Below are 15,105 nucleotides of genomic sequence, written 5' to 3' on the forward strand. Positions count from 1 at the left end.
AGAGTTATTTATGAACTTACAACAACTAGAAAACGTAGAAAAGGATTTACAATTTGAATCATTTACAAATGAAGATGCTCTAAACCTTGGTATGACATTAATTAATTATGCAAAGGAAAATAACAAAGCAGTAGCTATTCATATTGAGCGTAATCGAGTACCTTTATTCACCCATCTAATGGATGGTACATCTGAAGAAAATGTATTTTGGTTATATCGAAAAAAACGCGTAGTAGATCATTACAATAGAAGTTCTCATTATATTGCAGCAAGATTTGAAAAACAGGGAACGACCCATGATGAAAGCTCTCTTCTTCAATCATCAGATTATCAAGCTGTAGGCGGCTCATTCCCTATTCGCATTAAAGACGTAGGCGTAATTGGCACTGTAACCGTAGCAGGACTTACGGCTCAACTCGATCATGATTATGCTGTCGAGGGAGTAAAACGTTTTTTAAGTAAATAAGGAGTTGATGAACGAATGGTTATCGAACATGCCATGTTAATTATCAAAGCCTGTCTATGACTAAACATTTACCTATCAAATAGACAGTTATAAAAGTATGTCTTTATGTGGCATGAGTTCGGTATTCGTCCGAACTCATGCCTTATTGGCTTTGAATGTAAAAAAGTTTTATAGGATGGCTGAATGCTGCTCTTAAACCTTTTCCGCCGAGACCAATGATTTCAATAATAAACCTGCAATTGTTTTTCCAAATCTGACAATGATCTATAGCTTACCACTATCTCATCATTGAGATGATATTTGAGCTATTGCCCAGTTACCTCAATATAGATAATATGTCTCGAGGTTAAATGTAAGATTACTAAAGAAGTGATTTGTACCAAACTTTATTCAATCTTTTTTTACAAAGCTACAGTATCCCCCTCCCCTATAAATAAAAAAAGTCCCGATAATGTTTTTCATCATCGGGACTGACTAGTGGTTTACGAGTTTTTTTATTGGTTTCACACTTTTATATCACCAGACAGTTATTGTCAGGTGTAATAAAACTGTGGAACCAATTTTGTTGATTTTACTGGGTTTGCCCAGGCACGTGATAAAGGCGAAAAAAAGAAAGTGTGGAACCACTATAAATTACCCTGTAAAGAAGGTGGGAAACCAAATTTAAAGTGTTGGCCATGTTTCAAGCTAAAGTTTCTATAACTCTTCACCTCCTCATTTTAATTTCCCTTGCAAAGTATAAGCAGTTAGTTCACGATCATATTTAATTTCAGAAGCTCGTTGAAAATCAGATTCCGCTTTTTCGAAATTGCCCTCCGCTTGATATGCATTTCTACGACTGATGAGTATCTGAAAAAATAAGGTGGTAGATATTTGTCTTCCTTGTGCTGTGAACTCCTCATATTGCTCTATCGCTTGGCTGTACAAGGTGATAGCTTGTTTATAATTATTTTCATCATATTGAATATTACCTTTGCTGTTGTAGAGTTTTACCATTTCTTCAGGCACAACTGTTCCTCCTAATTGTAAAACCCGCATATTCATCTTTATTGCTTCATCAAAACAATTAATTGCTTTATCGGGCATTTCCAACTGTCGATACACCTGTCCCAGGTTTAATAGCAAGTCACTTTCCGTTCCTCGAGCCAATATCTCATCCTGCTTATACATATATGGAAGTAGCTCCCTTGCCTTGATGGCTAAATTAAGTGCATCTTGAGGATTTGTTCGTTTGAAAATGTTGCAAGCCGTTTTTAACATATTAATTTTCTCAGAGACAATTAATTTTCCGTCCCCCCCCTGTTCCTCAAACCGGGATATCTTTCTCTCTAGTTGTTTCAAAATGGTGAGCGCTTCATTCGATTTATTTCTGTTTTTATAAAAAATGGCTTCATTTAGCATTTGAACCAATTCCGATTTCAAGACCCTAACCTTACTATCTATCGTATTTCCCTTAATATTGTTTCTCTCCATTTTGGCCCTCATAAAATACTGCTCAGCCTTACTTTTAATTCCTTGTTTTGAATACAGCGTTGCCAGGCTGTTGTAGCACTCTGACAAGGGAAGCTGACCAACCGATATATGTTGTTCTTCTAACAAAAACAAACCTTCTTCAAGCTTTTCAACGGCAACATCTAGCATATTCGCGTTTATCAATAGTTTGCTTATCGTTTCCATAAGGAAGAGATAGTCATCTGGATTAAATGGAATTTGAGCTTTGGCAAGCGCTCGTATAGCTAAATTAATATGGGTATAGAGTAGATAATAGCATTGTTGTTGTTGCTCGCTGCTGTAGGCACCACCTTGCTGAAAATGATATGACAATAATCTGAATATAGGTGATATCCTTTCTCCAATCTTCGATCCAAAAGTATCGTGATTACGGTTAAGTAATGCCGTTAGTGCATTAACAATATATACTGCCTCATCATCCTCTAATGGCCTTTCTTGAGTATTTCCGATTATGAAGTGAACACCTTCAATTAATTTTGTCATATATTGATCGATGGCTGGCTCATATTTGTCCTCAAGTATTTCTCGTAATTCCTTGCGATGGATACTTATTAGATTACCTTTTCCTGTTCGTCGGATATCCAGCAGTGGCTTTAGTTCATTCAGGAAGCACAAAAACTTAAAGCTGATTTCTTCTTCTCCAAAAGTTTGAGATAATTGTTTGATACTCGGTGATACTGCGGAGAAAGATAAGGACATGAGAACCCCAAGCATTTCTCTAAAATATTGTTCTCCGTACATTCTGGATAACAACTCGAGGAAATGCTCTTCGGCTTTTATAGGCGAAGCATGGACCGCCTCCATTCCTTTTTCTAAATAAGCTTTAATTAAAATACGTAGGTGAATAAAACTCCCTTCACTAATCTGAATCAGCTTTTTCACATCTTCAGTAATTGGCTTTAGTTTTTGTTCCTTTAATTTGAAATCGACAAACTCCTCCAACATCTCCTGATACCTCGGATCTGTTGGTTCGACAGACATTTTCTTTATGAAGGAGATCAAGGCAAGCTTATCTTTTGTAAACAAGGAAAGTTGTTCATCCATCCGGCAAGTGATGAGAATATATATACCATCATCAAGCATTTCCGGACTTGGTAACATATCAAAGATCGATTTTCCACTTCGTGCCGGTATCTCATCCACGCCGTCCACAATAAGGATCATTTTTTCAGCGGACTTATATTTCTTATGGGCAGTAAAAAGAGTATTCAACAGCTTAGACACATTCTTCTCCGATGCAGCCGATTCGACGTCGATATTTGGAATATCTCCATCCAACATCTCTCCACTTCGATCCAATTGTCTAAGGAGATCTGATAATTTCGAAACAAATATAGAAGGAACATGTGAGAATATATCATTTATATAATAGGTTCGACATACAATGTTGTCTAGACGGACAAGATCGTAAACCAATGGATCGAGCATTTTGGCAAATGTCGATTTCCCCATGCCGTTAGCCATTTCCAAGAGAATGTAGCCCCTGTCGTTTTCTTCGATAGCTCTCTTTAAATCCTCCAGCAGAAATTTAAATTCAATTAGGTCCTCCGAGCTCATTATTCGATTAATGGTATCCGCTTGCGAACGGATATAAATGTCATTTTCTGCCGATGCAGTTGCAATCATTGAAGTATGCTTTCTTTGCATGCTATTGTATATGTCCGTAAGTGTAGTAGGTTTTTGTTTTTTCTTATGGCCTGTCGAATAGTTGATGAAAGAAGCGGTTGATTTCATGCTATAATATGAGTCAAATAAATACACGTTGTTATCGATATATTGGACAAAAGGTTCGAGCTTAATTTCCTTTCCGTCAAATTGAACGATTAGTTTTTCGTCAACCATACTTTCGGAGTAAGTATCCCCGCTTCCGATCAAAAAAAACGAATTATAGTTGTTTCTGAGCAATATACGAACCCCCGAATACAACTCCTCACAGCGATGAAAGTGCTCTACTATTGTATGAACCTTTTTCTCGATATCAATTTGGAAATCAAGACTATCGTCGAGTAATAGTGCCCCGTGACCAATCTTGTCATTGCGCCACGAAACGATGTTATACTTCGTATATATTCCATGAATGTCCTTTAGAATACCTATCAGTCTGCTGTTACTCGAACGATTGGTATCGATAAGCTTGTATGCTACGTGCTGCCAGTCCCCAAGGCTAAGTGGTTTACTTGTCATGAAAGACAGGATTTCATTATACTCAGAACTGTTTTTCTCTACTTCAACCATTTCAGAAACCAATAATAGCGTAGAGAATTTTACAAGCATTTCAAACATGTCTTTCAATTTCAATTGAGCCCCATAGGTCGATCCTGCCGACAAGAGTCGACGTAACTTCTCGTATTGTTGAGCGATAATCGAGGGCCCTTCCTGCAAAATTGCAATGTTCCAAAGTTGAGGATCATCGGCAAGCCTGCTATACCAACTTTTGCTTACTGTAACCTCTTGATAATCACAATTTTCATTTCGACATACATATTTTAGTCCGAATTGCATAAGTTCATATCCACACTTTTTGCAAGATATCGTCAATTCTTGTGCCCCATTCTATTTAGATATCGCTTCATTCCATATTTCGTTCTATTTATTATCGCATATTCGTACCTATGAACATGATGAAAGTATTACGAGCGTAATTGTCAAATTGCCCCCACTTTGTTCAAATGATGAGGGCTAAGAATAAAAAATTTGATGCCTAACTTTTAAACTGTCTTGTCCTAGACAAGCTCACTGCATTACAAATGAAGTCAAAGTGCTTAGCCAAAAAAGGAATTTTCGATTTTATTTTTAAATAAAGCCTCATTTAATAAATCAAAGCAGAAACTTCGGAGCTCTTTGTTGTGGTTCCGCAATTCATCAAGCATGTGTTGCAGCGTGCGACCTCTCTTATCCCTTGAAATGATCGTATTGATTGCTTTAATTTGTCTAGGAAGTGGTTCACGACTCTTATTTATCTCAAGATCTCTTTTGATTTCTTGAAGTACATTTCCCGGGACAATTCCCCAACATATTATTAACAAGATAATTGCATTAAACAACTGTTTTGCAGCTGGATGCCACGTTTCATTAAAAACTGTATTTCCATTGGTGCTACTTGTTCCCATTCCAACGGTTTCAGATGCTAACGGGTCAAAAAGTGTTAGTTTAGGGTGATGAATTAGTTCAAGGAAATGATTGGCTGCATAAGTGCCGCACAAAAAGGTCCCGGTAATATCATCTTTTTTCGCTCGATAAGAAAAACAATAATAGCTATCTGTAAGTAAGTCCTTAGTACAACTTCGGCGTTCTTGCCCGTTCAACAACCGGACATGAGCAATGGGTGTGATAAAATATTCTTGGACCAACTTCTCTCTAACCTCTGGTGATCTGCACGGAAGCATCCCAAATACCTCATTTCTTGTTTCTATCCATTTTGAAGTACATCAACTCCCAGTTCTATGCTGTTTAATTGGGAGCAAAGCCCGGTTAAAGTTCTCTTTTATTTGCCGTTCGACATCTTCATAAGAGCAACCCCAAAGCGAACTCAAGTATTTTTGAACTAGCCTTATATCTTGGGATTTAATAATCTTGTCTTCAATTTTGATGAAGGGTCCATCACTCTCAGTTAACAATCGGTCTCGAGGAATCTTTGCGATAATTTTACATCCGTTAGACGAATGGAGCATTGCAGGGTTAACTGAAAAGTAATGACCTGCTTCAACAATTTCTTTTATTAAGGATAATGAACCACTGTACCAATGAAAAACAGCCCGTTGAATTGAGAACTCTTTTAGCATTTGCAGGACTGTAGATTCAGCCCTTCTTGAATGAAGCGAAATAAATCGAGGTCTATCACTGATATGGCTTAACACATGACGCAGGCTTTGGAGTTGTTTTGTTTTTGTACTTATGCCTTCTCTTGAAAAGTCCAGTCCAATTTCTCCAATATATGATGTCGTTTTTGCATATTCAATAAATTTTTTCATTTCAGTAGGTGTATGCTTATCGGCATAGAGTGGATGTAAACCTAGGGCCACTCTAATATATTTAAATTCTTTCAAATGAGGATAGCCCAATGCATAGTGACTCGGCAAATTTGTAACTGCAATAGTTGATATACCTTTTTTTTCATTTTCATTAGCTACTGTATAAGGGTTCTTGTACAAATCTATATGGCAATGAGCATCGATCATTTTAATTCACATCCTTAAGTAAGACCGATCAATTGATTAATACCAGTTGTTCCTTTGTCACTAACAAGTTCTTTTACCTCAGCCATCGCTCGAATAACAAGATTTGAATACTCATCAATTTCTTCGATAGACACACCACTTGAAAGCAATAATCTTTTTATTTCCTCAACATTATAGTTGTGCCCCAGAAATGCCAATACAGCCCTAAAATCACTAATAGAGACTTTATTACTTGACAAATCGATTTCATCACTACAAATGTCAATCCCGTAGTTTTCATTGTCTGCATCAATTACATGCAATGATGCTCTTCTAAAAATACAGGGAACACATCTCCCACAACCTTTTGCATCTCTTCTAATCCAACTGGATTTATGTCCACTCTTACCACAAGACACTGAATCGGGAATAGCATTCTGTAGTACTTGTTGATTTCTGCACTGGCTAATTGCCTCTCCTTTGGTCTTCATACCTAACGGGTTCAATATTGGATTTGTAATTCCGACACCTTGTAAAATATGACTCAGCATTCGCAAATAGCTTGGATGAGCAGTTCTCGTGCTGCAAGAGCCTCTTCGAGATGGTGTAAGAGGTATATTTAAAGCAATTGTTCCATTCTCCGGTATTAACAATGGTACATCCTCGCCAATACTTGCAGCTGCATAGATTCCGATGGCAAGGAACAAAATAGAGCGGCTTCTGAAAGTTGTTTCTTTTCCTGAAGGACTCTGACCGGCCCTAACTTGTAATGAATCAATTCTGGAAGCATAATGCTGCTGCAAATGTTGAAAAAGATTACTCTGATCTGTCTTAGGTCCACTTACTTGTCCATCATAGTGTCCCACCAGTAAAATATCTCCTTGTGGATTACTTTCCAGCCAGTCCACAGCACCAACTAATGAATCTAGTCCACCCGAAAATAAGCAAACCAAATCCGCTTGAACACGTGACAAGACTCGCCTTGGTGAACGTCTTCTTTCATTTGGTCTATGCAACGAAGAAGTATTTTGATAAAACTCAATATCCCAAATATCTCCGGTTAAAAATGACATACACTTATCCAAATTTCCCTTTACAGTTTGCCACTTCAGCAACTCGTATACAGGGATTTTAATCTTAATATTCCGAGTCCATTTATCCTCTACACTTTTTCTCCCAACAAATTTATCTGTGGCATAGAACACAGTAGCCATAAACAAGAAGTCTAAGACAGTATCGTTTGGAATTCCACATCTTTGAAATAGTGTTTTAAAATCCAAATCAAGATTACTGACTTCTTGAGTATCGGTATTCTGAAGGGATACTTTTGCTAGTTCGAGTTTAGTTTTTTCCGCCGGGCTTACCGTCACATTTATCATGGCTAACCTCCAAATACATCTAGTGTTTTTTCTAATACTTGAACACATATTGATTCGCCTTCTGGCCCGCTCCAATCTACCTGTGTAATGTCTTTATCGAGAGAAAAGACTGTAATTTCTGATTTAATATAATCCAATATATCATTTAGGAATGCATCGGCTTGAGCATTACCAACTTTAGAAGCTAATCTTTCATAAAAAGATCGACAAAATTGTTGATAAACATAATAACCAAAAAACTTTTCCAGCATCTCCGTCAAACTGTCTGGGTTTGAACATCCTTCTAGTACTTGAGTGATTTCATCAATCCCCTCAACTTTCTCAAACATTTCGTCCATAAGTTGAGATAGAGCATTTCTGGCATCAACTTGATCGATAGTACTTGCTTCTTCCCCAAAATAATCAATAAGCGACAAAACAATATCCGATGTTGCCTTTCCCTTTAAATGCTCTAATCCCGTTTGTTTCAGTGCTTCATTGATTCCTAGACGGTTTACTAAGGAAAGAAATGAACCTAAATTCTTTGCAACAGCTTGAGCGCTTTTAGCACCCATACCTCCATTCTTTGCTACACCTTGCGTACCTCCATTGGCACGAATAAACTGTCCCACTAATTCCTTGGAGTTATCAGAGCCAGGGCGACCTACTTTAGCTAGCCTTGAAACTTTACTCTTCAGATCTCCCCATTGAGGGGTTGTTGGTGCATCGTAGCCTTTAGATGTTCCCATTGAATATCTACCTCCTTTTTTCGATAGGTTTTAAAGCTCGACCAATTTTTGTCTCGGTTGATTTCAATTGTTTAATTACGGGTTCAAAATGCTCATTCAGTTCTTGTTTACTTCTTTGCAAAGTAATCAAATCGTTACCAACCGCCGGGGGGATAGCATCCGCAGGAACATTTAATAAAATGCGAGCGAGAATTTCAATACTTTCAATGACATCCTTTTCTATTAATCCTCTTAATGCATCATAGCCAACTTTTTGATCTGGATTTCGGAGGATATGCTTTTCAATTTGATTTAGCAGTAAAATGCGCTCATCTGTACTTAGTTTTAATGTAGAATCAAACGCACGTCCCATCCTTCCTGCATTAGAGGACAGAATGTCTTCAAGTATAGTTCTTACAAATGGTGGAATCATAGATACCCCTGATAAAGTTGAACTCAGCTTGTCCCTTGCTACCCAAAAATAATCCCTCAAATCTATATCGCTCAACAACGGCTCCATTGCCACCCAGCGGCGCATAAAAGAAGAAGACCATTCCGGAGCAATTTGTTTGGCCTCATCTTCATTTTCGAAATTACCATCGGGCGGTGCTAGCACCGCTTCAAGTTGCTTTAACTCGCTAGGTCTTCCCTCTTGTTTAGCCTGCCACTCGAATAAATTCATAAATTGTTTAGAGTGTCCGTATTCAAGGACCATCAATTTTACCAGAACGTCATCCCGAATGCTCTGTAGACCTGCAATTTTTGCTAATTGCTTTCTCAGAAAATAGGCATTTAAAAATCGCTTAACTTGCCTTGGATTTCCCTTAAGTCCTTCAGTAATGAGCGGAGCAATATTGGAACTGAAAATCAAACTTTCACTTAGTGTAGCCGGAAGTTCGGTCTCTCCAAATGCTTCTTTCACGGCAGCGTAACCAAATACGGAATAACGATTCGCGCACCTCTGATCCTCGCAAGCCTTATGAACCATACCCAGCAAGGTTCTATCTTCAATATCCCTAGCACAGAACAAAAGTGACATATAGCTTTCCACTTCAGCCGGAGATAGCTTTGGAAGCCTATATGGAATTTGAATTAGCTTTTCTAAATAATCGGTTACAAGCCTCTCTGAAGCTTCAACAGGATCTCGCTCATCCTTGAATTTCATTTGCGAATACCTAACTTCGATTGCATGGCGTACTATGCGCGGGTCAGCTCCTATAACAAATGCTGTTCTTTCAACATTTAAAAATAATTTGATTGCTTCTAAATTCTCTATGATGCGTTCGTTTGAACACCTATCTAAATCATCAATTAACACGATCAAAGATTCAATATTGGTTTCTTCCAACAGCTTTTCAAAATCCTGACGAAATGTTCTTACATCCATGGCGCTTGCTTCGCTTTTATCACCCTTTATCATTTCCTCCCAATTAATCTCGGATGTTGACTCGCCTTCTTCTCCTGACTCTTCTTCGTCTGTTTTCGGCAGAATTGATTCCATTATCTTTTTACCAGAACCCATTAGACTGGGAACAATACTCGCTCCGCCTGTTATATACGCTGCCAGTGCTGGCATCCCAATTTCTTTCACACCGAATTTTGCAACTCGCATCCAATTCACAGATTTTAAGAGCCCCGCGACTTTTCCTTTAATCTTTGGACCGAATCTTTTATTCTCGCCGAGTTGCAAAAGAATCGAGCTAAGAAGCGCTGATTTGGCATCATCATAACCTTCGAAGAGCCAGCCATTGAAATATAACACTGCTATTTTTTCGTATTTCTCCTTTTCAGGTGAGTCCAATGGATAATGCTCAGGATTCAAATCGTACTCTAACATTTTCATAATACTTGTTTTCCCACTACCCCAGTCCCCAAAAACTCCTAATGTAACAGGTAGTAGTTTAGGATCAGTAACAACCGATCTTATCAAATCAGCATGGACTTTAAAACCCAATAAGTCCTGAGAAGTTTCATTATCTGACCACATTGCAGTGCACCTCGACATTTATTAGTATGGAGCGTCCTGTAAGAGATGAATATTGTAATTATTAATTCGTTAGTGAAACTCATCACCAACAGAATGGTTATAATAATTAGTACTATAATCTAAACTTTAAAACTCTAACGTTATTACCGTTTAAATTGATACTATCTTCAAAAAAATATCTGTTGGGTTTGAGCCTCTCAACCACAAAGGCCAAGCTATACTTTGCCCGCGTGACACCAACATAATATTTATCTGGAGCTTTTAATCGACTACTGGATCTGACCATACTTTTTTCTTTATTGTACTGTCTTTCTTTTAAATCCAAATAATCACTCTCAAAGTTTATGTATAATGAACTATAAGGCATTTGTATAAATTCGACATCTAACAAGAAAATCCTACTTTATTCACAATAATTTCCCAAAAATGATCCGGACTATAGTAACATATAAAAAGGATAAGCATAGCGATTATGTTTCACTATGCTCATCCTTTTTCATAAAAAATCATTCAACTATCTTGTAAACTTCTCACCTAATTCTTCTGTACTATTCCTGTACATAGGACTAAATATCTTTATATTCTTGCGAGTATACTTGCTTATTATATTTTTCATCTAACTAATGATTACGCCACTTATTCCGTTATAAATGGAAGTGGTTCTTTCTTCGGACCTCAATTCCTTTTTCCAAGTTCCTTGTCACTAAAAAAACTCGTGTGTCATGCCTCGTCCTCACTTTCTGTATAAGTTTTGCCTTCTCCAAGATTATCGTCTTTAATCTCAATAGCCTTAAAACCATAAGATTCAATTATAATCTTCTCTCCTTTTTTCAAAGTAGGGACCGCCCATATCAAAGAATATTTAGCCCTAGTACTTGCAACGTAACCTATTCTTTTAGCTTCTCCGTCACTCTCAATCCATTGCTTCCAGTGGCCGCTCCCCGTATTTCGCTGGCTAGAAACTACCATTACTCCCTCAAAATCTTTACCTTTTACAGAGTGAATAGTATTAACTGCAGGGTGCTCTGAATTTTTGGTACCAGTATATATACTAATCGTTTCTTTTGCTGTACCGGATGGTGTACGATATGTTGGAAACTCGCTAAAATCGCGATATTCGCTATCAAACTTTTGTAAATTTTTATATGGGGCTTGAATTAGAGCAGAAGAGTGTTTATTAAATATCTTGTACCATTGACCATAAGTTTGATTACTAAAATCTAAAAGATACGGATATACAGAAAAAGCTTCTAAGTAATCTTTTATAAATATCCTCCATCTATATGCAGAGCTGACACTAAGTGGACAGTAGTAGTTCTTCTTGGTTTAAGCGATTTTACTAACTCAATATCGTGAACCTTTCCGCAATTGATTACTCTTTTATAAATGAGGCCAGTTGGGACTTGGTAAAGGTTTTAAATTCCGGGATTGACCTATAATTAACTATCAAAGTAAAAAGCTTATTTCTGCGTTAGTGAAACAAACGATTAACAGATTTCAAGAAGTGCACCGAGAGTTGAGCGTTCTCACTGTAAACGAGTTCAAACAATTTCAATCTCATTAAAGTCCATAAAATCTCTCCTTTCGGCTGATAGTATCCGTTTTCGGATAATTCATACATGATGTCCGTCTTAGGAAAATAGAATATTTGATGTCTGTCTGTATTTATTGATTCACGGGACTCCTTGTATTACAAAACAATCCGACTCATTTAAATAAGTTTTAGACTGACAAAAAAAGAAACAGCATTAGTTAGGGACATAAAATAAAGTCCTACACTACCACTGTTTAAATTGAACTAACGTTTCCCGTTAGCGCAAAGATACTATTGAACCTGATTAGCTAAATCAATTAGGTCGGACTCATCTAATTTATAATTGTTTAACTGATTAAGGTTCCCGTTAATATAATAAACAAATCGAGCCAAAAATCCTTTTTCACCTTCCCACCAAATTGATTGACTGGTTTCGTCCTCTTCGTAATATGCTTGTTTCCCATTTTCAAGTTCAAAGGGTTGCTTGCCTTGCGAGGATATTTTCTCTGGTTCATCAATAACCTTGCTCAAGATATACCTTAATTCTTGCGTGGTCTGCTTGTTTTTATAATGAAAAATATACTGTTGAAGTACATCAGGATTATCAATTGCTATTTCCGTGCGAACTTCATTAACTTCAAATGGAAATCTATATGGTTCATAGAAATCATAGAGCATTGATTTACTTCTTTCTTCGGTTGGATTGCTGCTACTACATCCACTTAATAAAAAAATCATTACTAGAAAAGAAAAAGAAATATTCCTCATTGTTTCACCCCTTATTACTTTAACGAAAAAGGAAATATTTAGTTGCGCTAAACTGCCCGTTACTTCAACAAATCAAAAAGGAGCCGACTCAAGCAAGCTCCTCAACTCTTGTTCTCCATTAGCATAACTCATTAGTTTATTGACATTTAACCATTTCCGATTTTGAAATGTCCAATGACGGTCCTACCATCAACATCGTACAACGGTATTGTGCGGCTTTTTGGAGCGTTACGCTGTTGTTCTAAAGCTTCCGAAGGGTTCTTGGGCATCTTACCATCTAAATCCGTTTTCAGTACATATCCCTCAGTGCCGTCTACTCCCATCGCTTTAATTAAATCTGGTTCTGTACTTGGTGAAACGGCGTCCGCTGCGGAGCCGTAAGTTTGTCCATTTTCATTTTTAGGGAAGCTTGGAACTTGCAAAGAACTTTGATTATTATTTATTTTAGTTTTTGTACTATCAAGAACCATCGTTCCAGCCACTACCCCAATGACAAATACAACACCGATGATAGCTATTCGTACACCCCTTGAATATACCCGCAATTCGATTCACTCCTTAACAATTTGAACACCGACTGGAAATACGTCAGGATTAATTACATTTTATGCCATTTTATCACTGTAGGCAACGGTTCAATGACTCGCACTTGGGAATTGGTAGCATATTTCTTCACTATCTGCCCATTAGCTTAAGCAGACTCCGGTAGCCTGCTCAATAATATGTGTTATTCAACTATTGTTTCCCGTTAGCGTAATGAACCTTGCCGAATTAACAGTGGAAGACGAAAGATTCAATCATCCACTAATTCTAATAATACGGCTGGTCGAGGCGATAACGGCGTTTTATGCATCAACATTTCTACCTCATCTGAAGTCAATGACAAGTCGTTTACAGCCGGTACATACAAATCAACATTACAAAATCTAATAGGGTTCTTTTTGTCGCTCCGCACAGTATTAATCGACTCCATGTTAATTCCATAATGGTTTATTGTTAATAACATTAACCAAAATCTTAATATATCGTAATCATCCAAAGGGCGCATGTCTTTTATAAGGAATGGCATTTCATTAAAAACATAACCAGTTATTACAGCAGCAGTGATAAAAGCTCTTACATCAGACATATCCCTGCGTTCTATGATTTCGATTGAATGTTGGATGGCATTTATAATTTCTTGGGGTAAGGGTCCTGACAAAACATAACCGATATATGTATCTCTTAAATACCCCTTAGTTACCTTTTTTACTATTTCAAGATAAGCTTCTGGTGAATTAGCAAGAGTGGTGAAATTATGTTTGTTTGCAGCACACCGTTTGTAACCCCTTAGTTTTACGGTTAAAATTAATGCCACATCATCTGTGACGTTTTTTACAACAATAGGAGAATGAAAATTTGATATGGAATCAAAGTTACTCACAGAACTAATGTTATCTTGGTAACCGGACTTTTCGATTTTACCAAAACAAGCGGACGTGTACTGCATCACCCATTGTCGTTCCAAGTCTTTCGCATCTTTATTCACATATCCGCGTTGCGAGGAAATATTGTTAAATCGCTGACCACTTCTATGCGTATGACCAAATATCCGCCAACTATTATCACCTTTAAGTGCAGTTGTTGAACTCCACCAACAATCTTTATCTTCTTTCGTGAAATTAACCATAGGGAAATGGGTAACTATTAATACCTTTTCTTCTTTTTTTAGCACATCATTGGCGAAAGACACCCATTCATTGTGCAAATCTATAATGTTTCTAGGGTTGAAATCCTTAACTTGCATAGCATCAGGAAGACACATAAACTGATTCAGTTCGACTTGTCGTCTCCCCCTCCGAAAACTCGTCCAACCAGTATCTCCAACAATGCAAATATCGTTAAAATAATATTTGCGACCAGTAACAAGAAATCTGAAATATTGATTATCTTTTGTTACATCAGAAAAAAGATTGATAATATCCCGATGACTCATTGAGCCATTGTTCCAATAATCGTGATTTCCAAGAACAAAGAACCCTACTATTTGATTTTTCTCAAGCTCTTTCACGAACGAAAGTGTCTTTTTATAGCTATTGAAAAAATCTCCCGCCAAGCATAATATGCTACCAGAATAACGCTCTTTTACAAATGTAATAAAATCATCCTTCATTCGCAAAGCTGCTTTCGCCTTAAATTTTCTTTTCGTAAAATCAAAATGCAAATCAGATATGAATACAATCGGATTCTCGGTTGATTTGATAGGGATATTGTTACTTGGGACTATTAGGCTGGTCATTGGAATTATCACTCCTAATATTCTATTGGTATAAAATTCTATTTTTATTACGAGGCACGTTGGTTAGACAGTAAATAATGATTTGTTAAACTATCCTGCCCGATAGCTTAATGGCGTACCGCCCTACACTATTTTCGCATCGATCTTGTACAATAATATTCACACTACAACATGTGCTCTAAATTCAACTACCTCCTGAAGAGCCAGCCACCTGCAATCTGATACTTACCGGGGAGTATCCTTCAAGGAGTCCGCCATAGTCCATCAAGTAACCTATAAGATTAGAGTCCTCACAATACACTTAAGGCTGACGGGGT

11 protein-coding genes are annotated in these 15,105 nt (G+C 37.3%); 1 reads left to right on the top strand and 10 read right to left on the bottom strand.

Annotated features, from left to right (window positions below):
• The first annotated feature begins 10 nt into the window (after window positions 1-10).
• A complete protein-coding gene (locus EJP82_RS18725) occupies window positions 11-466 on the top strand; it encodes a heme-degrading domain-containing protein (protein WP_127193598.1) in 456 nt (151 codons plus the stop codon).
• Window positions 467-1,180: 714 nt separating this feature from the next.
• Here the strand turns inward: EJP82_RS18725 and EJP82_RS18730 are convergent.
• The 10 genes from EJP82_RS18730 to EJP82_RS18775 all read right to left on the bottom strand — a co-directional run bounded on the left by EJP82_RS18730 (window position 1,181) and on the right by EJP82_RS18775 (window position 14,788).
• A complete protein-coding gene (locus EJP82_RS18730; RefSeq protein WP_127193599.1) occupies window positions 1,181-4,480 on the bottom strand; it encodes a tetratricopeptide repeat protein in 3,300 nt (1,099 codons plus the stop codon).
• Between the two features lie 260 nt (window positions 4,481-4,740).
• Window positions 4,741-5,328 carry a hypothetical protein gene (locus EJP82_RS18735; RefSeq protein ID WP_127193600.1) on the bottom strand — a complete coding sequence of 196 codons (588 nt, stop codon included), beginning with the start codon at window positions 5,326-5,328 and terminating at the stop codon, window positions 4,741-4,743.
• A 78-nt stretch (window positions 5,329-5,406) separates the two neighbouring features.
• The gene (qatD, locus tag EJP82_RS18740; protein ID WP_127193601.1) at window positions 5,407-6,156 is read right to left on the bottom strand and encodes a Qat anti-phage system TatD family nuclease QatD; all 750 of its coding nucleotides are present in this window, start codon (window positions 6,154-6,156) and stop codon (window positions 5,407-5,409) included.
• Between the two features lie 14 nt (window positions 6,157-6,170).
• Complete coding sequence (gene qatC, locus EJP82_RS18745) at window positions 6,171-7,514, bottom strand: Qat anti-phage system QueC-like protein QatC (protein WP_127193602.1); 1,344 nt, start codon at window positions 7,512-7,514, stop codon at window positions 6,171-6,173.
• A gap of 2 nt (window positions 7,515-7,516) precedes the next feature.
• A complete protein-coding gene (locus tag EJP82_RS18750) occupies window positions 7,517-8,242 on the bottom strand; it encodes a hypothetical protein (RefSeq protein WP_127193603.1) in 726 nt (241 codons plus the stop codon).
• A 7-nt stretch (window positions 8,243-8,249) separates the two neighbouring features.
• Window positions 8,250-10,208, bottom strand: a complete 1,959-nt coding sequence (locus EJP82_RS18755; RefSeq protein ID WP_170220232.1) for a KAP family P-loop NTPase fold protein — start codon at window positions 10,206-10,208, stop codon at window positions 8,250-8,252.
• Between the two features lie 720 nt (window positions 10,209-10,928).
• Window positions 10,929-11,480 (bottom strand): 3'-5' exonuclease, encoded by a 552-nt coding sequence (locus tag EJP82_RS28740; RefSeq protein WP_127193605.1) that lies wholly within the window; start codon window positions 11,478-11,480, stop codon window positions 10,929-10,931.
• A 553-nt stretch (window positions 11,481-12,033) separates the two neighbouring features.
• Window positions 12,034-12,510 (bottom strand): hypothetical protein, encoded by a 477-nt coding sequence (locus EJP82_RS18765; protein ID WP_127193606.1) that lies wholly within the window; start codon window positions 12,508-12,510, stop codon window positions 12,034-12,036.
• A 146-nt stretch (window positions 12,511-12,656) separates the two neighbouring features.
• On the bottom strand, window positions 12,657-13,055 hold the full coding sequence (locus EJP82_RS18770) for a peptidase M56 BlaR1 (RefSeq protein WP_127193607.1): 399 nt from the start codon (window positions 13,053-13,055) through the stop codon (window positions 12,657-12,659).
• 248 nt (window positions 13,056-13,303) lie between these two features.
• The gene (locus EJP82_RS18775) at window positions 13,304-14,788 is read right to left on the bottom strand and encodes a metallophosphoesterase (RefSeq protein ID WP_127193608.1); all 1,485 of its coding nucleotides are present in this window, start codon (window positions 14,786-14,788) and stop codon (window positions 13,304-13,306) included.
• Window positions 14,789-15,105: the final 317 nt, after the last annotated feature.

Source organism: Paenibacillus anaericanus (assembly GCF_003994475.1).
Taxonomy (GTDB): domain Bacteria; phylum Bacillota; class Bacilli; order Paenibacillales; family Paenibacillaceae; genus Fontibacillus; species Fontibacillus anaericanus.

Excerpts from the sequence above, each read along its gene's own strand:
- EJP82_RS18755 (WP_170220232.1), bottom strand. The coding sequence starts at position 10,208 with ATGTGGTCAGATAATGAAACTTCTCAGGACTTATTGGGTTTTAAAGTC.
- EJP82_RS18775 (WP_127193608.1), bottom strand. The coding sequence starts at position 14,788 with ATGACCAGCCTAATAGTCCCAAGTAACAATATCCCTATCAAATCAACC.
- qatD (WP_127193601.1), bottom strand. The coding sequence starts at position 6,156 with ATGATCGATGCTCATTGCCATATAGATTTGTACAAGAACCCTTATACA.
- EJP82_RS18765 (WP_127193606.1), bottom strand. The coding sequence starts at position 12,510 with ATGAGGAATATTTCTTTTTCTTTTCTAGTAATGATTTTTTTATTAAGT.
- EJP82_RS18725 (WP_127193598.1), top strand. The coding sequence starts at position 11 with ATGAACTTACAACAACTAGAAAACGTAGAAAAGGATTTACAATTTGAA.
- EJP82_RS18750 (WP_127193603.1), bottom strand. The coding sequence starts at position 8,242 with ATGGGAACATCTAAAGGCTACGATGCACCAACAACCCCTCAATGGGGA.
- qatC (WP_127193602.1), bottom strand. The coding sequence starts at position 7,514 with ATGATAAATGTGACGGTAAGCCCGGCGGAAAAAACTAAACTCGAACTA.
- EJP82_RS18730 (WP_127193599.1), bottom strand. The coding sequence starts at position 4,480 with ATGCAATTCGGACTAAAATATGTATGTCGAAATGAAAATTGTGATTAT.